Annotated in this window: 19 protein-coding genes; 1 reads left to right on the top strand and 18 read right to left on the bottom strand. The window is 30.0% G+C overall.

Features of this window, described 5'->3' with window-relative positions:
• Positions 1-357 precede the first annotated feature (357 nt).
• Positions 358-2,580 (top strand): right-handed parallel beta-helix repeat-containing protein, encoded by a 2,223-nt coding sequence (locus tag A6I66_RS11555; RefSeq protein WP_067149414.1) that lies wholly within the window; start codon positions 358-360, stop codon positions 2,578-2,580.
• A 146-nt stretch (positions 2,581-2,726) separates the two neighbouring features.
• On the opposite strand, the gene A6I66_RS11550 is transcribed toward A6I66_RS11555, so the two are convergent.
• The 18 genes from A6I66_RS11550 to A6I66_RS11465 all read right to left on the bottom strand — a co-directional run bounded on the left by A6I66_RS11550 (position 2,727) and on the right by A6I66_RS11465 (position 22,531).
• Positions 2,727-3,728 (bottom strand): hypothetical protein, encoded by a 1,002-nt coding sequence (locus A6I66_RS11550; protein ID WP_067149412.1) that lies wholly within the window; start codon positions 3,726-3,728, stop codon positions 2,727-2,729.
• Between the two features lie 5 nt (positions 3,729-3,733).
• Positions 3,734-5,170 carry an MBOAT family O-acyltransferase gene (locus A6I66_RS11545; protein ID WP_067149410.1) on the bottom strand — a complete coding sequence of 479 codons (1,437 nt, stop codon included), beginning with the start codon at positions 5,168-5,170 and terminating at the stop codon, positions 3,734-3,736.
• Positions 5,171-5,353: 183 nt separating this feature from the next.
• Entirely contained in the window at positions 5,354-6,421 is a 1,068-nt protein-coding gene (locus tag A6I66_RS11540) for a glycosyltransferase family 4 protein (RefSeq protein WP_067149408.1), read from the bottom strand.
• Between the two features lie 73 nt (positions 6,422-6,494).
• Positions 6,495-7,385, bottom strand: coding sequence for a glycosyltransferase family 2 protein (locus tag A6I66_RS11535; RefSeq protein ID WP_067149451.1), 891 nt, complete (start codon positions 7,383-7,385; stop codon positions 6,495-6,497).
• A 24-nt stretch (positions 7,386-7,409) separates the two neighbouring features.
• Entirely contained in the window at positions 7,410-8,504 is a 1,095-nt protein-coding gene (locus A6I66_RS11530; RefSeq protein WP_067149406.1) for an EpsG family protein, read from the bottom strand.
• 1 nt (position 8,505) lies between these two features.
• Entirely contained in the window at positions 8,506-9,069 is a 564-nt protein-coding gene (locus A6I66_RS17020) for a serine acetyltransferase (RefSeq protein ID WP_067149403.1), read from the bottom strand.
• Positions 9,069-10,175 (bottom strand): glycosyltransferase, encoded by a 1,107-nt coding sequence (locus A6I66_RS11520; RefSeq protein ID WP_067149401.1) that lies wholly within the window; start codon positions 10,173-10,175, stop codon positions 9,069-9,071. The genes A6I66_RS17020 and A6I66_RS11520 overlap by 1 nt, the downstream gene beginning before the upstream one ends.
• A 16-nt stretch (positions 10,176-10,191) precedes the next feature.
• A complete protein-coding gene (locus A6I66_RS11515; protein WP_067149399.1) occupies positions 10,192-11,184 on the bottom strand; it encodes a glycosyltransferase family 2 protein in 993 nt (330 codons plus the stop codon).
• A 3-nt stretch (positions 11,185-11,187) separates the two neighbouring features.
• The gene (locus tag A6I66_RS11510) at positions 11,188-12,297 is read right to left on the bottom strand and encodes a glycosyltransferase family 4 protein (protein WP_067149397.1); all 1,110 of its coding nucleotides are present in this window, start codon (positions 12,295-12,297) and stop codon (positions 11,188-11,190) included.
• Positions 12,298-12,308: 11 nt separating this feature from the next.
• Positions 12,309-13,904, bottom strand: coding sequence for a lipopolysaccharide biosynthesis protein (locus tag A6I66_RS11505; protein WP_084399642.1), 1,596 nt, complete (start codon positions 13,902-13,904; stop codon positions 12,309-12,311).
• Positions 13,905-13,920: 16 nt separating this feature from the next.
• On the bottom strand, positions 13,921-15,084 hold the full coding sequence (locus A6I66_RS11500) for a glycoside hydrolase family 88 protein (RefSeq protein ID WP_067149396.1): 1,164 nt from the start codon (positions 15,082-15,084) through the stop codon (positions 13,921-13,923).
• A 21-nt stretch (positions 15,085-15,105) separates the two neighbouring features.
• Positions 15,106-15,657: an acyltransferase gene (locus tag A6I66_RS11495; RefSeq protein WP_067149394.1), complete on the bottom strand. Its 552-nt coding sequence runs from the start codon at positions 15,655-15,657 to the stop codon at positions 15,106-15,108.
• A gap of 1 nt (position 15,658) precedes the next feature.
• Positions 15,659-16,846 (bottom strand): glycosyltransferase, encoded by a 1,188-nt coding sequence (locus A6I66_RS11490; RefSeq protein WP_067149391.1) that lies wholly within the window; start codon positions 16,844-16,846, stop codon positions 15,659-15,661.
• Between the two features lie 30 nt (positions 16,847-16,876).
• Positions 16,877-18,031, bottom strand: coding sequence for a polysaccharide pyruvyl transferase family protein (locus A6I66_RS11485; RefSeq protein WP_067149389.1), 1,155 nt, complete (start codon positions 18,029-18,031; stop codon positions 16,877-16,879).
• Between the two features lie 2 nt (positions 18,032-18,033).
• Positions 18,034-19,059, bottom strand: coding sequence for a glycosyltransferase family 2 protein (locus A6I66_RS11480; RefSeq protein ID WP_067149387.1), 1,026 nt, complete (start codon positions 19,057-19,059; stop codon positions 18,034-18,036).
• A complete protein-coding gene (locus A6I66_RS11475; protein WP_067149385.1) occupies positions 19,056-20,189 on the bottom strand; it encodes a glycosyltransferase in 1,134 nt (377 codons plus the stop codon). Before A6I66_RS11475 ends, A6I66_RS11480 begins: the two co-directional genes overlap by 4 nt.
• Positions 20,190-20,218: 29 nt before the next feature.
• Complete coding sequence (locus A6I66_RS11470) at positions 20,219-21,235, bottom strand: NAD-dependent epimerase (RefSeq protein ID WP_067149383.1); 1,017 nt, start codon at positions 21,233-21,235, stop codon at positions 20,219-20,221.
• Positions 21,236-21,250: 15 nt separating this feature from the next.
• Positions 21,251-22,531: a nucleotide sugar dehydrogenase gene (locus A6I66_RS11465; RefSeq protein ID WP_067149381.1), complete on the bottom strand. Its 1,281-nt coding sequence runs from the start codon at positions 22,529-22,531 to the stop codon at positions 21,251-21,253.
• Positions 22,532-22,534 lie beyond the last annotated feature (3 nt).

The following is a 22,534-nucleotide window of genomic DNA, read 5'->3' as shown; positions in this document are numbered from 1 at the left end:
TTTTTAGGGAAGGCTACATTCTAAATTCGTTAAGTCCATACATAATTAGTACACATACTAGATGAAGAGGGTACCTTAAACCTCATTTTACTAATACTTTTCATTCTAATATTATTTAGAAATTAAATAATTGTTTACACAATTTTATTGTACGAAAAATATTAGCGCCATGTGTTAGGTGTTAACAATTTGATAAACAAATAGTTGATGTTTGTTGTAATATTAGCTCGATTCTATAAAGTAAGTATCATACTTTGAATTATTTATCGTAATTGTAAATAATGTTAAAGTTTTATATCAGGAGTCCAAATGTAATTATTGCACGTAACTATAGTGTTTGTTCTTTAAAAAATCAGGTTGTTTATCGGATATATCATACCTTTTATAGTTGTTTTAGATGACACCATGCTTTTTATCGATAAAAATATTCGTTTTAACGAATTTATTAAAGAAAAAATTTTAATTTTAAAAAAAAGTATTTTACCCACGTTTCTATTTAATATTATGAGAGAAAATTCGAACCTAATGATGCTAGTGTTGCTTTTACTGTTTATCACTACATCATGTCAGAAAGAAGAGCTTGTTGTTGGAAATATTTCACAAGAGAATGAAGATGAGTCTTCAGAAAATTCAATTAAAGAATCTATAACTCCTTGTGATTTTCTTTTAAGTGAAATTGAAGCGAATAGTGAAGTCGTAATTGATTGTATTTTAGATTTAGAAAATCAAGTAATTTCTTTACCCGCCAATGTAAATTTGAAATATAATGGTGGAGCAATTATAAATGGAGAATTAAAGTTCACTAATGGAGGTATAATTTCAGGAGAATTATTAAATGAGGAACTTGTAATTTCGGGACAATCGATCAAGCTTAAAGGCGATGAGTTTGTTTTTAACCCAGAACGATGGGGAATCATTGAAGGAGACGTGACTCAAGAAGAAGCGGCTAGTAATGCTCAAATTATGAATGACGTTTTAGCTCAGGCTAAAGAGTTGAATATCACAACCTTTCGAATAGATAAGTTAGATGCCTATTTTTATGATGATAGACCTTGGAGAGGAGGGATTGAAATTCCTGAGAATTTTAATTTTGAAATGTCTGATGCTACTTATTTAAGGTCCTTTTTAACTGCAAAATTTAAAAGTTTGATTCTAATAAAAGATGTAAGTAACGTTAATGTATCAGGAGGGACATTAATTGGTCAAAGAAATATTTCTGGCTTTGATCCCTATAATGGAGGTGGAAATTTAATTTCCATAAGCTCTGGAAAAAACGTTCTTATAGAGAATGTAAAAGTTATTGAATCACCTCAGGATGGTATGAACTTTTTCAGTTCTAACCATGTGTCAGACCCAGAATATATTCCATCTCAAAATATTACTGTAAGAAATTGTACTTTTGATAGTAGCAGACGTAATAATTTGTCAATCACCGATGGACTTGATTATTTAATCGAGGGCTGTACATTTTTAAAAGCTGGTATCGACATGACACACTCTAAAGGTACTGCACCTAGGTACGGTATTGATTTAGAACCCTTACAACCTAATCAAAATTTAGAACGCGTTACTATTAGAAATTGTACCGAATCGGGAAGTGCAGCTGGGGGGATCGTTTTTGCTCATGGAAAAGACTATTTGTTTGAGTATAATACTTTTGAAACTCGTGTATATAATACAGTTTCTAAAAACGTGAGAATTGAAAATAATACCTTGGGAAGTGTTATTGTAGGTGCCGATAACTTTATTGGTGCATCGGAAAATACAGTTATTTCCGGTAATACTTTAGTAGGGCCAGGTAATGGAACTAAAACTGGGATTCAATTATATAATCAAGACGTAGAAGTTTTTAATAATACTATTACAAATTTTGGAGTAGGAATTCAACTTATTTCATTAAAGGATGCTCATATTTATAATAATATTATTGAAAGTGATGGCCAGCAGGATGATGGCATTAATGCATTGTTTTATTTAGATAATGTTTTGGTAGAAAACAATCAGGTTAAGGTAAATGATAAACCTTATTTTTGCTCACATTTAAACAAAGAAGGCGATCATAGCGCATATTCTTTTACTTTCAAAAATAATTCATTTGAATCTACTTCTTATGGTATTTTTAGTTACTCTAAAGGATTAAATTTTATTGGTAATACTCAAAATTCAGGGATGGCAATAGACGGATGTGATAACGTTTTAATTGAAGGAAATACGATTAGAGCTTCAAAAACCTATTGTATTGGTATTGGACAGAACAATACAGATAATCTCAAAATAATTAATAACGTCATAGAAAATGAAGACACCAATGGCTTAGGGAGTGGTATTATAGGTGAAATTTCGTCTACAGTAAATAAAAATATTGAAATTAGTAGTAATAAATTTTCGGTTAAGGGTTATAACAGGGGGGTTAAATTGAAAGGATTTAATGGCATAACTATTAAAAACAATTCTGGCTTTACAGAAAAACGTGCTTTGATAGATTATACTGGAGATAATGCCATTATAACCAACAATATTAATTTAGGAGAAAATCCAATAGAAAATGTTATTTCAGGTATTAATAATGTTGTTAATTAATTAGTAAGAAGTTATATGAGTAAGTTTAGGCTTACCTAATCACCTAAATAGCAAAAGAGACAAGCCTCAAAGTATCCGAATGGATAATTGTCTTGAATTTATCACTAATGTAGCTATCCTTTTTTTTAGGGTAGGCTACATTGAATTTATTGCGGTTTCGCATATTTGTAATGTGAATTTTTGTACAGTTGTGCTTCTATTACATTTATAGTATCATTCAGTAACATTGAAAACTTTTTGGCACCATTTGGATTTAAATGGTCTTCATCCTTAAAATCTGTAACTATAAAACGACTATCTTGCTCATAATCTATATACACCATAGCAGGATACTTTAGAAGTATTTGATTAATATAATCTTTCCTTCGTTTCTCTTTAGAAATTATATATGAATTGAAATAATTTTTATAAACAGGAGGCGAAATAACTATTGGAATAATATCATTATTAACACATTTATCAATTAGATGACAAATAGTTGAAGTATTTTTTTTGTATGCATCAATGTCTTCATATTTATGTCTATTAATGAACATATTCGAAGTATCATTCAAGATTAAATTTTCATTGTATTTAAGGTTTTCGAATCTATTTAACTCTGGAGTATTAGAAGTTAACTCAGTTGCAAAACCATATTTATTCACGGAGGTCTTCTTCGCAAATGGGTTTAAAAAACGATTATACAAATTCGGTTTAGATAGGTATATTGAATAATCTTTTATGTTTATGTTTCTATTAAATAGGTTTAGATTATAAAACCGTAAATACAAACTATTTCGATGATAATTTATATTATTTCTATGTTCAAGTGTATGGTAGGATAATTCAAGAACAATATACTTTAATTTTGGTAATTGTTTAATAACTAGATTAAATAAGGCAGAATCAATTCTAATATCTTGACCTCCAAAAGCTAAATTTGAGCAACTAAAATCATTGATAATTTCAGGATTTATAGCATTTTGATTATGTGAACTTCCAAGAATTAAAATATCAATATTTTTTTTGTTTTGCTTAAAATGTTTAGCTTTTAATTGGAATGCAGAAGGGTAGCAGTACAAAGTATATTCTGCATAGGTAAAAAATATTGCTACTACAACAATTACTGGTAAAGAAAATTTTATTAATTTAAAAATAAACTTTTTCATACTGTTTAAAATTGGAAATAAATAAATTGTTGTTCTTTACCACCAAACCAATATATAGCAATGATTATGGCATAATACATTGCGTATCTCATTGGTCGCCTCCATGTAATACCTAGAGTTGAAATGGCATATTGACCTTCCCGCCCTAACCACTCAACAAGAACAAAAGCAATTATTATTAGAATTAAAGTTTTCGGGAATACTTCAGGAATTGTTAAAAGTGAACCAGAAAATATTGCTGAAATGTAACTCATTGCGTGGCCTATATTATTTGCCCTGAAAAATATCCAAGCAAAAACTGTCAACCCAAAAGTTAGTAACATTAAGGAAAGCTCCTTAATACTTGGGAGTAATTTACCCTGAGCAACGGTTTCTAAATTATTCCTGTTGTTATTAGTCAATAATAGGGGCAAGAAATAAATTGCATTCAGAGCTCCCCAAGCAATAAATGTCCAGTTGGCACCATGCCAAAAGCCACTAACTATAAATATAATAAAAGTGTTTCTAACTTGCATCCATATTCCACCACGACTTCCACCTAATGGGATATAGAGGTAATCCTTAAACCAAGTAGAAAGTGATATATGCCATCTTCTCCAAAATTCGGCAATATCTCTTGAAAAATAGGGGAAATTGAAATTTTGCTTCAAATCAAATCCAAAAAGTCTGGATGTTCCAATTGCAATATCTGAATACCCTGAAAAGTCTCCATAAATTTGAAACGTAAAGAATAAAGCACCTAATACTAAAGTGCTTCCGTTCATATCTGCTGAATTATTGAAAATTTGGTTTGCGTATTCGGCACAATTATCGGCAATGACTATTTTTTTAAATAACCCCCAAAGAATTTGACGCATACCGTCAACAGCTTTTGAATAATCAAAAGTTCGCTTTTTATAGAATTGCGGAAGCAAATGTGTCGCCCTTTCAATTGGTCCTGCTACTAATTGAGGAAAGAAGCTTACAAAAGCTGAAAATGCAATATAGTCTTTTGTTGGTCTAAGTTTCTGCTTGTATACATCAATCGTATAACTCAAAGTTTGAAATGTATAAAAACTAATTCCAACTGGTAGAATGATATTTAGAGAATTGCCTTGAATCTCTTGACCAAAAAACGAAAAGGCAGTAATGAAATTATCAAGAAAGAAATTATAGTATTTGAAAAATCCTAAAAATCCAAGATTAACTAAAATACTTGTAAATAGCAGAATTTTTCGTTTCATTTGGTTTCGTTCAGTTCCTAATTGTCGTCCAATTGTATAGTCGACAACCGTACTAAAAATAATTAACGATAAAAACCTCCAATCCCACCATCCGTAAAAAACATAACTAGCTACTACAATAAGTAGGTTTTGAAGTTTTAAACTATTATTCGTTACAAACCAATAGAGTAAAAAAACTATTGGCAAGAAAATTGTAAATTCAATTGAGTTAAAAAGCATTTCTCTTGTCTAATCTTTAATGTTTATATCAGTACTATCGTTTCTTTTTATATAAGGCATAATAAACCAATATAAAAGAAATACTATAGGTAAAAAAACAGCAAATTCTATAGAATTAAATAACATATAATGTGTTTTATTTTACTTAAATGCTTTAATAAAGCATTCCTATAATCAATCTAATTAATATTTAAAGCGTTTCATTGCATTCTTATAAAGCTCCATATGCTCAGTTGCTATTTTTTTAATATCGTATTCACTTTTTACTAGTTTATAAAGCAATTCTCCTTTTTCTAGGGCTTTGCCATAATTTTCCATTACCGAAATCATACCTTCATGGAATTTGGTTAATTCCAAAAGATAAGCATTGTCGTTATTTAGAAAATCTGGAATACTGCCTACAGGAGTAGATATAACAGGGAGTTTAGATGCTCCTGCTTCAATAATTGAAACAGGCATTCCTTCCCATAGAGAAGGGATAATTAGGCAGTTGGCATGGGTTAAGAAACTAGAAACATCTTTTTTAAACCCATTTAATTTAATATACTGAGATACCGAGTTATCATCTATTGCCTTTTCTAATTTTTCGCGTAAATCACCATCACCTACAATATTTATCAAAAAATTAGTATGGTTTCTTTTTACTAGTTCCTGTATGAGTTGAATTAAAAATAATGGGTTTTTAGGAGTATTTAACCTCCCAAGAAAGAGAAAAATAAATGGGGTGTTTTCTAGTTGATTTGATTTTTCAATAGGTGTGAATTTGCTTAAATCGACACCGTTAGGAATAATACAATCATTTCTTAAATACCATTTTTTTGAATTTTGACTAAAAATTATATCAGCACATCTCATTGGTTTTGAAATGAAAAGTATAATTTTTCGATAAAGCTGTTTTACACTATTCGTATGCATGGTAAAAGTAATAGGAATATTTTTTACCAATATTTTGTACATCAACCCCATAAATAGGCCATGAAACATATGACAATGAAAAATGATTTCTTTACCATTTGTAAGGTGTATTTGCTTTAATTTTTTTAGCCCGTCAAATAAAGACTTCAAAGATGTAATATTAATAAAATAACAATCAATCTTTTTTTCTTTGAATTTATGCAGTATTAAGTCTCTATGAGAAAGCGCTACCACTATGGCTTTGTGTCCTGCTTTTTGCGATTGATTGGCCAACTCAAGAACCATATGTTCTGCACCACCGCCATCTAAGCCAATTAAAAGGTGTAAAATTGTCATTTTATTATTTTAAAATACTAATTAACAAAAGGTTAGTGTGTTTTAATTCATTTTTATAGTAAAATCAAATTAATTAAAAATCATTTTTTGTTTTAATTCTTATAAATATATTTAATAATACTCCAAAAGGAATAGCTAAAAAAGTAATCCCTTTTTTAGGGGATTCCGCTAGAAAACGACTGTTTTTGGTAAATGCTGCACAGGAAACAAAATGAATAGCATTTTTAAAAGTTTCCTTAAAATTGTTTGATAATTGCATTCTGTTTTTTCTGGCAAACGCAAAGCCGTTAGGGTGTCTTCTGTATTGTTTTAGCATATTCATACTAGAACCATCTTCAAGATATTCGACAATACATAAAACTTCATTAATAGGTAATAGTTTATAGTCTTGATCAATAAGCAAATACAGATAACTAAGTGGAACAAAACGTTCTCCTTCAAAAATAGGGTATGGAGGGTATTTTTTTACAACTTCTGTTCTTAAAACAAGTTTTTTATCCCCCTTAATTTTGTGCTTATTATAAATGTCATGAAGTGTTGATTCTTTTAAATTTTCAGGGAATTCTGTACCAAGAACTTTTCCTTTTTTATCGGAATCTAAACCAACTAATCCAGCAAATTTTTGATTGTTTTTAATTTGAGACCAATGTAGTAATATCTTCTCGATGGCATCTGGTGGCATAAAATCATCACTATCAATACATACATTTAAAGTGGTCTCAATAAGCTTATAAGCCTTATTGTGTGCACCATGCATCCCTAAGTTTTCTTGATAATGATATACGATATCAATTTTACCTTCATTAATCCATGATTGAACCAAAGCTTTAGTATGGTCTGTAGAGCCGTCATCAATAATAAGCCATAAAAAATCATTGTTGGTTTGATTTAGTAAGCTTTGATAACATTGATCAAGACAGTAAGCCCTATTATATGCCGGAGTAAATACTGTTATAGTTTTCATTGTGTTGTTAGTTTTTAACATTTTCTAATAGAAGAATTTGAACATGAAAAATGTAAACCCAAAATATATAAGCATTATTTTTCCTATCATTAAATGTTGATTTTTAAAAAAGTCTTCCTTAAGAATGGGATATATAATTACGATTGCCATCATGAACCAAGATAAATAGGCAAATCTATTTGAGTAGTTTGCTTTGATTACTAAAATCCAGAAACTATTACAAATTAAATAAGTGTTTAGTAGTCTGAAATATACAGGGTCTTCAAACTTTCTCTTAATTACAAAGTACCAACCGGCAAAAACAGGAAAGGCACTATAGAACAAAAAGTCCCATCTAAAACCAGTACTTGAAAAAGTTCCTTCTGCAGATTGTTTAGTTAAATAACCAGAGAGTCTGTCATCTCCGCCAAAGCCTATTTTACTAAAAATTATAATAAATATGCTTCCAAATACTAAAGAAAGAGGTATACAAGCTAACCAGGATTTAAAATAAATTTTAGGGTTGTTAAAATAATAAGTAAGGCCATATGCCGCAATAGGTAGTAAAGCCGTTTTATGAAACATGGCAGCTAATAAAAAGAACAAAGCCATTAATTTTTTGTTAGAACTATAGGCAACACCCCAAAGAAATAGGGACAGAGCAGCTCCATTTCTCATACCGTTAACGCCATATGTCCAAAATGAAAATGATACTATAAAGAGTACAAATGAATAATACCAAAAATCTCCAAAATACACTTTTGAAATTTTATACATAGGGTATATATAAACGATTGCAACTATGGTGAAAAAAGTGTGGATAGTAGTTATACTGGACATAAATTTCATAAACACGTGCCAACCATAGTCATCAACATTGCCTACTTTTTTTCCTAATGCGTAATTATTATAGGCAACATTGTAATTTACAGTATCACCAAAAATGGCATATATAGGTCTTTGTCCAATATAAAGGATTAAAGAAAAAAGTAAGAAATACCCAAAAAATTTAATGAAATTAATGTTTTTTTGATCATCTAGTTCTAAAAGTCTTGTATGCAATAAAGTAAACAATACCAAAAAGAGACACAGGTAAATGTATATTTCGTAATATATACTGGATGGAACAAAACTAAACATGTTAATCTTTTAATTTGTTAATTATTCTTCCTGGGTTTCCTACAACGGTACTATTAGCAGGGACATCTTTTATAACAACCGAACCAGCACCTATGATGCAATTATCACCAATAGTAATTCCCCCAATTACCGTACAGTTAGTATATAGTTTGACATTATTGCCGATTACAGGACGCTTCCCGTCCTTTTCACCAATGGTTACCAATTGATTTATATACAGGTTTTTACCTACTTTTTCAGCATTAATAATTGAGCTGTAGGGGTGTGCTAAAATAACACCACCTGCTATTGTAGTACGAACATCAATAGTCAATCGATTGTCACGAGGATAAATTAGTCGAAGCAGATTAGTAAACAATCCTCTTGTTCTAAAGTAAAATAATGTTCTAAAATATTTATTTTGGGCTAAAGTACTTGTAAGTCTTAGAGCTATTTTAGTACTAGAATATTCTCTAGGTTCTAAAGCATACAAATCATCAATTATAACATCTTTATTCTTATGGTTTAGAAATAAGAGGTAATGTGGAATAAATAAGGTTTGATGTATGTAGAATAATATTTTCATTATATTTTATTTATTACTTCCTTATCCCAAATATGCATTATTTTTTCCATATCATAGTTTTCAACAGTATTATAGCCATTTTCTGCTAATTTCACTCTTAAATTTTCATTATCAGCAAGTTCATGGAGTTTTTTCACAAATGCTTCATTGTTTTTATCTTCTACTAAAATACCATTAAGCATATTTGATATAATATTTCTTGGGCCCGTTGGGCAATCAAACGATAGGATAGGAAGTCCACAAGAAAGCGCTTCTAATAATACCATAGGAAAGCATTCTGCTTCCGAAGTCATTAAATACATTCCGTTTTCACGCATTTTGGTTTTTATAGCGTTTGTTGAGGGCTTTATTTTTACTGAGTTTGTAATGCCTAAATCAAGTATTTTTTTATTTAAGACCTCTACATAATTTTTTTCTCCGTTTCCGTATATTTCTAGTATCCAGTCGTTATTATCTTTAACAAAAGCAGACCAAATATCAATAAGTGTATCAAATCTTTTTACCTCGGAAAGTCTACCAGCTGCCATTGCAATTTTTTTTCTACCCTGAAATTTAATAGCCTTTTCCTTGTTAACCTCTATTGGGTTTGGAATAACGACAACATTTTCATTATTATAAAAAGTACGTTCTTCCGGACTTAATACAATTAGGAAATCGAATTTGGATTCCAATACATGTTGAAATTTTTGGGAGAAATTTTTCTTTCTTTTTGAAAGTTGATATTTTGAAAAATGAAATTCTTTGGCAAATTTGGATTTAGTTATTAGTATTGGAAAGAAAAATGAAACAGGGATATGATTCGCGATAATTATTAAATCGGGTTTAATACTCCAAATTAATTTCTGTAATTTAATAACGTTTCCAATTATTTTTAGAAAATTTTTGGGACCAAAATAACTTGCATGTCTATTATAGTTTATAGCAATATCATGTAAATTCACTTTTTCATTTAACTCATAGAAAGGTGGTTTGTTTTTTTGTTCCGTGGTAATTATATCAATTTGGTAATCACGTTTCTCTACCCAATAATTAGCCTTACTATGTATAAGGCTAGTGATTCCACCAATCTCTGAAATTTGATCCGTTAAAATGACAATTTTTTTCATTTATAAACTTCCTAGTTTAGGAATTTTTAATATTTATTGATCTATTAAATTTACAAGCCATTAAAAAGAGTGCTTTATTATTAGAAATCGAAACAAAAAATTTCTTTTTTAAACTCATACCTGCTTTGTTAATAGGGTAATTATTTGATTTTTTAAGGTCCTCGAGGATTTTCTTTATGAAGGAAATATTGTATTTAAATCTAAATAAACTAAATAATAAACCATATAAATAGTTATTCAGCCAATGAGAAAACAGAGCTCGACTTCCTTCATATTTTGATTCATTAGAATCTAAAAAATCTTTTAAGCCTTGTGCTATGGTTGCACTATCTGTAGCTAGTTTTTCTAAATGTTTTGTTGATCTGATGTTGCTTATAGAATTTGGGTTAATAACATAGTTGTAGTTAGTACCACTTAAAGTCATTACCTTTTTTATATAATAAAGAAGTCTAAAACTAAAATCAAAATCTTCAGCTGTACTTACGTTATTATTAAATTGTAAATTATGGGTATTAATAATATGCCTATTAATGACCTTAGACCAAACCGTGTTTGTGTATAAATGATTTTCAATAATTTCATCTCTGTTGAAACTACGGTTTTCATAACGTACTTCGGAAAGTATTTCACCTTCGAAATTAACAGATTTATAACCTAATAAAACCACTTCTGGTGAATGATCGATAAGTGCTTTTTTTATATTTTTTAGAATAGAACCATCAATAAAATCATCAGCATCAATAAACCATATATATTGTCCCTGACTCTTTGATAATCCTACATTTCTTGTATGTCCAACACCAGAGTTTTTTTGATTAAGAACCTTGATTACGGGGTGCAATATCTCTAGTTTTTTTATTAATTCTAAACTACCGTCTTTTGATCCATCATTAATAATTAAAATCTCTAAATTGTTATTTAAATCATTAGCTTGTTTTAAAATAGAATCCACACATCGTTCTATAAATTTCTCGGCATTATATACAGGAATTATAATACTTAAAAGCATAATTTAATTTTTCATTAATGATTTAAATAAGGTATCCCATTTTGGAACTATATTTTCTGGTAAATAGCGTTCCACATTATTTTTAGCATTTCTACCAAATTCGGAACGTAATTCCTTATTTTCTATGAGTTTAATTAATGCATCACTAAATGCATTAATATCACCATTTTCAATTAAGATACCATCTTCATTCTGATTAATAATATCAGATGGACCACAGGGACAATCAAATGAAATTACCGGTAATCCACAAGACATGGCTTCTATTAAAACCATTCCGAATCCTTCAAAACGAGAAGGCAAAACATGGATAGAAGCTTCTAAAAACTTATTTTTTATGTTTTTTTCAGGAGGAAATAGTTTAATATTATTCTCGATATTTAACTCTTCAGATAGGGTTTTCAAATCATGAAAGGGACTAAAGGATCCATAAATTTCTAAAACCCAATCAGGATGCTTTTTCACAACGATTTGCCATATTTTTAACAGTCTGTCATATCCTTTTTGATAACAATGTTTACCAACAGCAATTACCGTTTTATTATTTAATGTAGAACTTTCTGTTGGGAAAAAAGATAAGGGGTTTGAAATAACTTCGATATTTTGTGATTGCCACTCAGAGGTATTACTGTTTGTTAGGACTACAAAAGCATCATACTTTTTTACGCCATAGTCCATTATGGCATAATTTAATTTAGTTAGAAGATTATTTTTAAAGTTGTTTTCTTTTTCAGCTTCCAGTATAATTTTAGATACGTGCCTTTCATAAACCATAGGGCAGGGGTTGTCTAATATTTTGGGTAGTAAAAACCCTTTTAGGCCATCATCACATACACAAATAATATGAGGGTCTATTTGATTAACAACTTTCTGTATGCCATTTTTATAGTTAAAAAAATAAATTAGAGGTACTCCATTCACGGTGACATCATGAAAGTGTATTTTGTTACTAAACTCATAAAATAAAGTAGCGTCTCCTTGATTGAGCGTTATAATATGAACCTCATAGTCATAATGTTCTGCCAAATAACTAGCCTTTATTGATAAAACACGCTCTAAACCTCCAGACCCAGATATTTTGTTAGTAATGTATAATAGCTTTTTTTTATCCATTTATCTCTGATTCAAAAGTTATTGGTTTTAGATTTTCCTTTCCTAAGAATAGCCTTAGATGACTCTAAAAACAGTTGTTTTACTTTTTTAAATTCTCCAGTATTTCTATAAAAAAGAATAACAATGGAGTTTGGTACTATTAAACATATAACCGCCTTTAGGATAAGGTTGATTATAGGTTCAAATTCAATTAATGAGCAAGTATAATAGGTGACAAAACCAGCAATAGTTATTACAAGGCTATACATTAATAATTTCTGTAAATAGACTAATGGATTAACTTTTAAGCCTAATTTAAATACTATATATGGATCATACCAAAAATTAGTAAGAAGTCTAGCTAATGCTGTGGCCAGTAAAATACCAAATAAACCGTAATAGTGTCCTAAAGCAAATGAAAAGCCTAAATTTAGTATAGCTGTACCGACAACAAAGTATTTGCCTTCATGAAAAAAACCATAGGTCGATTTAAAATTCCAGATGGTTTTTTGTAATCCGACCATAAAAAAATTAATGGCCAGCATGATAGCGATAGATAGCGGAAGCGTATAACTATCACCAATCCACAGCTTAATGAAATCTTTAGAAAGCATTACAAAAGTGATGGCACTAAACCCATAAATCCAGAAATTAGCAAGGTTTAACATAGAAAAAACTTCATATTGTTTTTCTTTACTTTCAATGGCATTTACGTTAGCAATACCTGCAGAGACACTATTAAAAACCTGCGATATTAAAGCAGCAGGAATTCCAAGTAATAAATAATAGTTAGATAATAAACCAATTGAGGCTAACCCCGAAAAGTGGTTAATAATGAGATTATCTGTACTATTTACTAGAATACCACCTACCTTAATAACCAAAGTAGCTTTGGCATTTGAGAAAATTTCTTTTTTTACTTTAAGGTCAATTATATTTTTATCATAATTTAATAAAAAAGGGTATTTTTTATTAACAATAATTGAAATGGTTATGTTGGATAAAAATAAACATACTAATTGCACTAATAGATAATATAAGTAATCCTTATATAGTATTAATACTAAAATTTGTATGGTATTTTGAAGCACATAAAAAATCAAATAATTTATTGTGGTGATATAATTTCGTTGGTCTGCATTGAGGAGTGATACCTTATAAGAGAAAAAATAGGAAGAGGCTGAATTAAATAAGAAAATACCATAAATCACATAGATGCTTTCGGTAATAACTTCTGGCTTATCAGAAATAATCTGGTCTAAAAAAGGTATTACGGCAGAACCTAGCACTAAAACCGTAATTCCAATAACGGTATAAGCCTTTCTGAATAAATTTAAAATACTCGCCACAGAAGCCTCATCTTTTTCGGCTAGCGGCTTATATAGCGAATATACAAAGGCAGAACCCATACCTAATTCTGCAAAAGATAGTACAGATAAAATACTAGAGAATAATCCATTAATTCCTAAATATTCTACACCTAAATATTTAATAAAAATAGTTCGGCTAATAAAACCTAAAAGAGTATAAATTATCTGAGACCCAACACCAGAGCTTATGTTTTTCAAAGCATTTTTGGTTCTTGAATCGGTATTCAGACCTTTAGTTATTTCTTTTTTAAATTTCATTTAGGTTTTATAAAATTCAATCTTTATAATAGGTTCTAAGCGTAAATCCTTGGGTAAAAGGTAGTATGTCAAAATTTTGAGAATGTATACCGATACCTTTAGTGTCTCCTTGAGAAAAATCTACGGCACCACTTTTACGGGTGTTTTTCATTAAATAATTTAAGGCTTTCTCTTTGGCTGAAATACAGGTTGGATATATATCAAAATCTTCGGTGATGTTAGACAAGAACCATGCGAGAGTGGCTGTTGTTGATGAGTCTGAAATTGATTTTTTATGTGTAATTAACCAGTTCCAACTTCCATTGTCATTTTGAAATTGTATTGCCATTTTAGCAAAATGATATACGCTTTGGGTTAATTTGACTTTTTCAGAATGGTCATGAGGTAATTCATTCCAAGCATCTATAAGGCCAATGGCATACCATCCTAATCCGCGCCCCCAACCAAATAAACCTACTGGTAAATGTGAGTCCATAGAGTAAGTATGACATGGTATATAACTATCGTTTAGCATCCCATGTTTGTTAAATTCGCTTATTTGTTTTGCGCTTAAGCGAATGGAATTTTCATTGTTATATTTTATACCATAAACCATTAAAAATGGACAAATGAAACCAATAGTATCTACAAATCTGAATGAGGTATTATGTTTTTTATAAGCTACAGTTCCATCTTCTCCAACGAGCGTATTTATTACCGACAATGAATAATCCATGGCCGGTTTTATAAAGTCATGATCTATCCAATTAATTTTCATAATTGCATAAGCTAATATGATAGAATCAATTTCTTTAGGTAATTCTGCCCATTGGCCGTCTTTATTGATTTTTCTTGCTAAATATGAATCAATTTCATTTTTCACTTTTTGATCTGCTTGGTGGTTATAAGAAGCTACCAAACCTAATATTAAGGATGCCTCTTGCCAATGTTGAATAGACTGCCTTTTATAATTACCTTTAAAAATATCTATTATAATGAGTCGGTTATGGTCTGTTAATTTTATTGTAGGTGTTTTTCTTAACCAATCAATAGATTTCTTTTGAACCTTAGTAATCCACGCATTTGTATTTAAAAAACGGCCTATACCAATCCGACTATAGATTAAATTAATTTGTGGTATTAAATCGATTAGAATAATAGCTACAACAATAGCTAAACCTATATACATAATGATTTTCATTAAAAATATTTTTGTTTAAAATTAGTATCTAAAACCAATTTTATTGGTTAACTCTTTATTCATCTGAATTTTTTTATCCGTAGTTATATTATCTAAGGAATAAGTTTGATCATATTTTGGGCTAACTTCAATTAATTTTTTTTGATTTTCAAAATAATCATCAACTGAGCATATTACCTTCGCTGGGTTTCCACCAACAACTGTGTTTTTTTTTACATTTTTAGTAACGATGCTTCCTGAAGCTATTATAGAATTTTCACATACAGTTACATTTGGCATTATTAGGGCTCTTGCCCCAATAAAACAATTGTCTTCAATGATAATCTTTCCTATTTTAGTACATCCAAGTTTGCTTTTTGTTGAGGCGTCATGTGCTAACAGGTACACTTGAGGAGCAATGGTAACGTTGTTACCAATTTGTATTAACCAACAATTAGAGTGGTCTATTACCAAGCCAGGTTGAATATTGCAATTTTCACCTACCTTTAATCCCATTTGGATATAATCCTTTAGCCAATGCTCATCATTTAGATATTTTCTAAACCGGGATTTTAAAAAATTTACAATTTTCATTTTAAGATTCTATTATATTGTATAAAACACGAAGCTCCTTGTCGTTATCAATTTTTAGATTTTGTAAAACATGTGACATGTGTAATTTTAAATTTTCATTACTCATTACTTCTTGAATGCCATGAGCTATCGATTCTGAATTAATATCTACGATAAAGCCATTTTCTTTATGTGTGATTTGATCTTTAACGGTAGGGAAATTAGTTACAATAATATTTTTCTTCAAAATCTTGGCTTCTTCGATGGCTCGAGATCGTCCTTCGAATATCGATGTTTGAACATAGGCACTGGCATTTTTTATGTATGGATATGGGTTTTCTTTTAGTCCTAATAAGAAAAAATTATTTTCTAAGCCTAAGTGTTTTATTAAATCTTCTAGTTCTTTTTTCATGGCTCCATCACCTAAAACATACCACTTAATATTAATACCCTTCTTAACTAAAATTGAGCAAGCTTCAATAGCTAAATCAAATCGTTTCTGTGGAGATAATCTGCCTAATGAAACTATAGAAATCCCTTCGTTATTTAATTCTAGGTTTTCTTCTTCCGCCATTAAATTTATAGTTCTTTCCGAGAAAACGCTGTGCATAGCACCTATGGTTATAGGCAAATCATTAAAAGTGTTTTTTAAAATATTAGCACATTCTTCAGACACAGTTAATAGAGCCGTTAATTTTTTAAAATAAGGGCGATCTAAATCTGGGTTTAATTGAAGCTTGTTATAATCGTTACGTATAAAACCAATTTTTTTATTTGCATGGATTTTCTCAACGACATAAAAATTCGGTAAGTTTTCTAGATAGCCGATTGCTGCATCATATTTTTTTGGTTGTGTTTTTAATGTTAAAGTTAAATACTTCCATAATTTCTGAGCTCTAACCGTGTCAATTTTCTCTGATTTAACAGAGTAAATCGATGCTATTCTCGCAAAAAGGATATCAAACCTTAACATTTTAATACTTGTAAATACAGCCTTTTTTAAAGGCATATCAAAAAAACGAAATTCAATAGGGGACTCTAATAAATTAACCTTAGAAGGAAGCTTATCTAAAAAGATTCCTTCTTTTTTAAATAATAAAAGATCTACATTATATTTATCAAAATCTAAAACTTGAAGCAATGAGACTAGTGCATTTTCTGCACCACCGCAATTCAGGTTGTTCATCACAAAAATTAAGTTTTTTTTCATTGGTTAGAGCAGGTTGATTTTAGCAATGGTTTATACTTGCATTAAATAGTTAGCTGATTTTTTAGCCATTAATTTAATTTCAGGAATTTTAGTTTCAAGAGTTTCTTTAATGCTTTTTTCATCCCTTCGTAACTCCTCGAACTTTGATATTAATTTTTTGGTATCAGATATTTCGTCTAAACCTAAAACTAGTTTTTCTTCACCAAAAATGTCTTTAGCAATACCCTTAGATTTAACACTATAGCCTAAAACCATGGTAGGTACTAATTGGGAATATGCAGCAATCGTAGAATGTGTTCTAGCTCCTATAAAGTAACGCATTCTTGATATGTAACCTTTATATTGGATAGCATTCAAATTGTTGGGTAGCAATATTACGCGATCGGTATGTTTAAATTCATTATAAAAATCTTTTAAAACTTCTGAATCGTCGTTGTCTTTTTGAATAACATGCGGTGTTAGAGCTATTACCATATCTGTCGTATTCAAAATGTACTTTATTAAGTCTTTTGCGGCTTTATATGAATTACTGTTTTTACGTCTAACTAGCGGACTATAATTGAACCCTATGGTGTTATTTGGTAACCATTTACTAGGTAATTCAAGTTTTTCAACATCCATGGTAAAAGCACCATCGGCACATAGCTTAACATTTTTAAGTCCATGGTTTTCTAGTGTTTTAACTGTTATTGTTTCTCTTGCAAGAATCAAATCAAACAATTTTAAATCCTCAATTTTAGCAGGGGATAAGTCCTCTTCTCCAATAGAGGCTCCCCATAAAACCAATTTCTTACCTGCTTTTTTTATGACTCTATCTATTTCATATATTCCAGGTTGTTCTCCGTAACAATAATTATCACCTCCTATTGATAGGAAAACATCATAATCATTAACCTTATCTGTGATGTCTTTTTCTACTTTTCTAAAAGCAAATGATTCATCCTTAAAAAGTTTTATTTTTACAATGCTTCTAATGCCATCTATAGACCATTTTGATATTGGTCTTCTAGTGTGTTCAAAAAGATTATTTAATCCTGGTATAATTGTATCTGAATCTGGGTCTGATGAAGCTAAATCAATAATTGCATTTGGGTTCTTTTCTTTAATCATCTGTACACCTGTTCTAACAATAGCTTCACAGCCTCTGTTAGAACTACCGTTGTGAAAAAACATTAATATTTTCATTCTTATTTTTTATTTTTAAAGTTGCTATAGCCGACTAAGAGTATTAAACCAGAAACAGATTTCTGTTTAATTAATTTTAACACCCATTTATTGTACTTGTTTTTGTTTTCTATAATCCAATGCCATTCGTCGTTTAATAAAGTTCGGAGTAATTTATTGTTTACAATATTGTTTACATACTTGTATTTGGTTAAAAAAGCATGTTCAGAACTGATATATAAATGTATAATGGAAATGATGTTAGTTACGAAGCGTTTAGCTTTTAATTTGTTTATGACCTCCTCACTTAAATCTAATTTGAATAAAGATTTAAAATTAGTTTGATAGCGTTGTACTGCTAGTTTAAAATAATCTTTTGAAATAAGGTCTCTTGTTGCACTACCTTCAACTTCTCTATAATGGTAACCATAATAATTAATGAATTTTACCAGGTTGGCATTATTGAAACTTTGTATATTAAAAAAACTATCTTCACCATTAGTCATGCCTATAGGAAAAGTGACGTTGTTTGACTTTATAAGTTTAGAAGTATATAGTTTATTCCAACAGGTGTTCAAATCATCTTTTTCTAAAAAATAAGGAACGATTTGAGATTTGATAAAATCCTTTTGATAAATAACATCATTAGGAAATGGAGATGCTTTTCTCGTGGTACCTTGATTACCCTCTATTAAAAAATTTGAAATTAATATATCAAGGTTATTTTGTTTGGCTTCTAGGTATAGGGTGTTAAACATTTCAGGCTCGACATAATCATCACCATCTACAAAGCCGATATACTCGCCTTCTGCATGTTGTATTCCATTGTTTCTTGCTACACTTACACCTTGATTTGGTTGGTTGATAAGTTGAATTCTATTATCTTCTTTAGCGAATTTTTGTATAATTTCTTCACTTTTATCTCTAGATCCATCGTTCACAAAAATGAACTCCATATTTTTGAGTGTTTGCGATATTAGAGATTTCAAGCAATCAGCCAAATATGTCTCGCAATTATAGACCGGGATAATAATAGATACCGCTATCATAATATGGCTTCAATTTTTTCAGTGATTTTTGCTATGTCAAAATTGGTGCTTCTTTCCTGACTTTTTGATTTATAATGTTCTAGGGTTTGGTTGTCTTCAATAAGTCGTTTAATACCAAGGTATAAATCTTCCGTATTGTTATTAGTAATGATGCCATATTCGTTATCTCCAAGCAATTCTGTCATTCCTGAACAATTGGTTGCTATAACAGGTTTCCCGAGAATTAGAGCTTCTGTGACTACGGTGCTAAAACCTTCAGTTCTTGATGAACAAACAAAGGCATCTGCCTGACTAATATATTTATATGGATTGTTTTGAAATCCACATAACTTAATGTAATCTTCTAATTCATTATTCTGAATATAACTTTCTAACTCCATTCTTTTAGATCCATCACCTACAATCCAAACTTCAAAAGATAAATTATCTTTTTTTAGTTTTGAAACAACCTCTAACAGTCTATCATATCCCTTCTGATGCTCTAAACGTCCTACGGTAACAAGGCGGCATTTACTATTTTTTGATATTTCAGATAAATGTTCTTTAGATTTAGAAATAATATTCTCTCGATCTATAGGGTTGTATTTAACAGAGACATGTCTTGTTATACCAAATCTTTTTTTGAATGCTTCCTTCACACTTTCTGCAACACATATTATCTCATCAAAATTTTTATATACTTTGATTTCTTCATCAATGTTTTTATACTCTGTTTTTGTCCAATGATTATCAAACAAATCGATATGAACCCAAGCTATTTTTTTTGAATTGGGATTAGTAGAATGCCCTATAACTTTGGTTGCAAAACCTTCTATAAAAGCAATTTCCACATCATATTTTTCTTTGAACATATATTTATAAACCAGGCTTGCCGGAAGCTTTCGCAAAAGGTTATATTTTATATTATAATTTATTCTTCCTAATACTGACAAATTGGTTTTTTCAGGTAATATGCTTTTATAGGTACAAATAGTGTTTAGATATTCATTATATACTCCAGTATTTATTAAGCTACAAACAGTAATTTCATACTTCTTAGGATTTAAATTAGAAACAAGATCTGTAAGCACTTTTTCAGCACCTCCACCAGCTAAGCTTTCAATAAAGAATAGTATTTTTTTAATTTTCATAGACTGTAATAAAATTGGATTTAATCGAATTACTTGTTATAATAATAGGCATTAAACCAATCGACAAATGATTTAACACCAACCTTAATAGTTGTATTAGGGCTGTAGTTATAATCTTTTATTAACTCATCAACATTCGCCCAAGTTTTTTGGACATCACCAGGTTGCATAGGCAGCATGATCTTTTCAGCTTTTTTATTTAGGTTTAATTCTATTTCGCTAATAAAATCTAGAAGCTTTACAGAATTATTATTTCCTATATTATATAATTTATATAGTCGGTTTTTTATAGGGGTTTCAATAACCTTAACAACACCGTTTACAATATCATCGATATATGTAAAATCCCTTTCCATATTACCGTTATTAAAAACCTTTATAGGTTGATTATTTACAATCGCATCTGTAAATAAATACATGGCCATGTCAGGTCTTCCCCAAGGGCCATAAACGGTAAAAAAGCGTAGGCCAGTTGTAGGAATATTAAATAAATAGCTATAAGTGTGTGCCATTAATTCATTTGACTTTTTTGAAGCTGCGTATAAACTAATAGGGGTGTCTGCTTTATCTTGAGTAGCAAACGGAATACTTTTATTAAGACCATAAACACTAGAGCTACTTGCATAAACTAAATGTTTGATCTTATAACCTCTGCAACATTCTAAAAGGTTTAAAAATCCTACGATATTGCTATCTATATAAGCCGTAGGATTCTCTATGCTATATCGAACACCAGCCTGTGCTGCCAGATTACAAACAATATCAAATTTTTCTTTTTTGAAAATTTTTGGTAATTCTACCTTATCTTCTAAATTGACTCTAATAAATTTAAAATTGTAATTTGCTTTTTTACTTGAAACAACGTTTACAAATGTTTTAGAATCATCTTTTGATATTCCAAGTTCATTTAAACGAGCATATTTTAAATTAACATCGTAGTAATCGTTTAAATTATCGATTCCAACAACGTTATGACCTAAATCTAATAACTGTTTTACTACATGAAAGCCAATAAACCCCGCTGCTCCTGTTACTAATATTTTCATAATTTATTAACTAAGTTATAATCTACCGTCTATATTTTCCGTTAACACGCCTTTTACATCATATAAAATACCATTTGGATTTAATAATGATCTTAAGTTTTCTTTGAGGAATTCATTATGAGCCACGGTTAGTACCACAGCGTCAAAGGTGTCATTAGGTAGTTGTTTTATTGTTTTTAATTTATATTCATGTTCTACTTCCTCAGAATTTGCCCAAGGATCATAAATAGTAATGTGTGTTCCATAACCTTTAAGCTGATTAATTACATCAACAGCTTTAGTATTTCTAACATCAGGACAATTTTCTTTAAATGTTATACCTAATACGAGAATTTTAGCTTCTTTTATACGTATGTCCTTTTTAACGAGTAACTTAATGATTTCAGATGCTACATATTGCCCCATACTGTCGTTTACACGTCTTCCTGCTAAGATGATTTCTGGATGGTATCCAACTTCTTGAGCCTTTTGAGCCAAATAATAAGGATCTACACCAATACAATGACCTCCGACCAAACCAGGTTTAAATGGTAAAAAATTCCACTTGGTACTTGCAGCTTCTAAAACCGAATGCGTATCAATATCCATAAGGTTGAATATTTTAGCTAACTCGTTTACAAAAGCTATATTGATATCGCGTTGCGAATTTTCTATCACTTTAGCAGCTTCAGCTACTTTTATAGTAGGAGCAAGGTGGGTGCCAGCAGTTATAATGCTTGCATACAGCGCATCCACTTTTTTTCCTATTTCAGGCGTTGATCCTGCGGTAACTTTCAAAATTTTATCAACAGTATGTAATTTATCTCCAGGATTAATACGTTCTGGGGAGTAACCTGCATAAAAATCATGATTGAATTTCAATCCACTAATTTTTTCAAGAACAGGGACACATTCGTCTTCAGTAACACCAGGGTATACGGTTGATTCGTATATCACGATGTCGCCTTTTTTTAATACTTGCGCAACCGTTTCACTAGATTTATATAAAGGTGTTAAGTCGGGTCTGTTGTTTTTATCAATTGGTGTAGGAACAGTAATGATATAATAATTACATGTTTTTAAATCCTCTAAATTTGCTGAAAAATAGAGTCCGTTTTCATCATTGATTTCAGTTTTTAAAACAGCTTTCAACGTTTCAGAACTAACTTCTAAAGTAGAGTCATTTCCTTGAGAAAGTTCATCAATACGATTTTGATTAATGTCAAAACCAACAACATTATATTTAGTTGCAAACAGGCGTGCTAGTGGTAATCCTACATATCCAAGCCCAATTACTGCAATTTTATCTTTACTCATAAT

The organism is Pseudotamlana agarivorans, assembly GCF_001642835.1.
Classification (GTDB): Bacteria; Bacteroidota; Bacteroidia; order Flavobacteriales; family Flavobacteriaceae; genus Pseudotamlana; species Pseudotamlana agarivorans.
Note: the sequence above shows the minus strand (reverse complement) of the source record. Positions and strands in the feature narration are given on the sequence as shown.

Excerpts from the sequence above, each read along its gene's own strand:
- A6I66_RS11550 (WP_067149412.1), bottom strand. The coding sequence starts at position 3,728 with ATGAAAAAGTTTATTTTTAAATTAATAAAATTTTCTTTACCAGTAATT.
- A6I66_RS11545 (WP_067149410.1), bottom strand. The coding sequence starts at position 5,170 with ATGCTTTTTAACTCAATTGAATTTACAATTTTCTTGCCAATAGTTTTT.
- A6I66_RS11540 (WP_067149408.1), bottom strand. The coding sequence starts at position 6,421 with ATGACAATTTTACACCTTTTAATTGGCTTAGATGGCGGTGGTGCAGAA.
- A6I66_RS11535 (WP_067149451.1), bottom strand. The coding sequence starts at position 7,385 with ATGAAAACTATAACAGTATTTACTCCGGCATATAATAGGGCTTACTGT.
- A6I66_RS11530 (WP_067149406.1), bottom strand. The coding sequence starts at position 8,504 with ATGTTTAGTTTTGTTCCATCCAGTATATATTACGAAATATACATTTAC.
- A6I66_RS17020 (WP_067149403.1), bottom strand. The coding sequence starts at position 9,069 with ATGAAAATATTATTCTACATACATCAAACCTTATTTATTCCACATTAC.
- A6I66_RS11520 (WP_067149401.1), bottom strand. The coding sequence starts at position 10,175 with ATGAAAAAAATTGTCATTTTAACGGATCAAATTTCAGAGATTGGTGGA.
- A6I66_RS11515 (WP_067149399.1), bottom strand. The coding sequence starts at position 11,184 with ATGCTTTTAAGTATTATAATTCCTGTATATAATGCCGAGAAATTTATA.
- A6I66_RS11510 (WP_067149397.1), bottom strand. The coding sequence starts at position 12,297 with ATGGATAAAAAAAAGCTATTATACATTACTAACAAAATATCTGGGTCT.
- A6I66_RS11505 (WP_084399642.1), bottom strand. The coding sequence starts at position 13,904 with ATGAAATTTAAAAAAGAAATAACTAAAGGTCTGAATACCGATTCAAGA.
- A6I66_RS11500 (WP_067149396.1), bottom strand. The coding sequence starts at position 15,084 with ATGAAAATCATTATGTATATAGGTTTAGCTATTGTTGTAGCTATTATT.
- A6I66_RS11495 (WP_067149394.1), bottom strand. The coding sequence starts at position 15,657 with ATGAAAATTGTAAATTTTTTAAAATCCCGGTTTAGAAAATATCTAAAT.
- A6I66_RS11490 (WP_067149391.1), bottom strand. The coding sequence starts at position 16,846 with ATGAAAAAAAACTTAATTTTTGTGATGAACAACCTGAATTGCGGTGGT.
- A6I66_RS11485 (WP_067149389.1), bottom strand. The coding sequence starts at position 18,031 with ATGAAAATATTAATGTTTTTTCACAACGGTAGTTCTAACAGAGGCTGT.
- A6I66_RS11480 (WP_067149387.1), bottom strand. The coding sequence starts at position 19,059 with ATGATAGCGGTATCTATTATTATCCCGGTCTATAATTGCGAGACATAT.
- A6I66_RS11475 (WP_067149385.1), bottom strand. The coding sequence starts at position 20,189 with ATGAAAATTAAAAAAATACTATTCTTTATTGAAAGCTTAGCTGGTGGA.
- A6I66_RS11470 (WP_067149383.1), bottom strand. The coding sequence starts at position 21,235 with ATGAAAATATTAGTAACAGGAGCAGCGGGGTTTATTGGCTTTCATGTA.
- A6I66_RS11465 (WP_067149381.1), bottom strand. The coding sequence starts at position 22,531 with ATGAGTAAAGATAAAATTGCAGTAATTGGGCTTGGATATGTAGGATTA.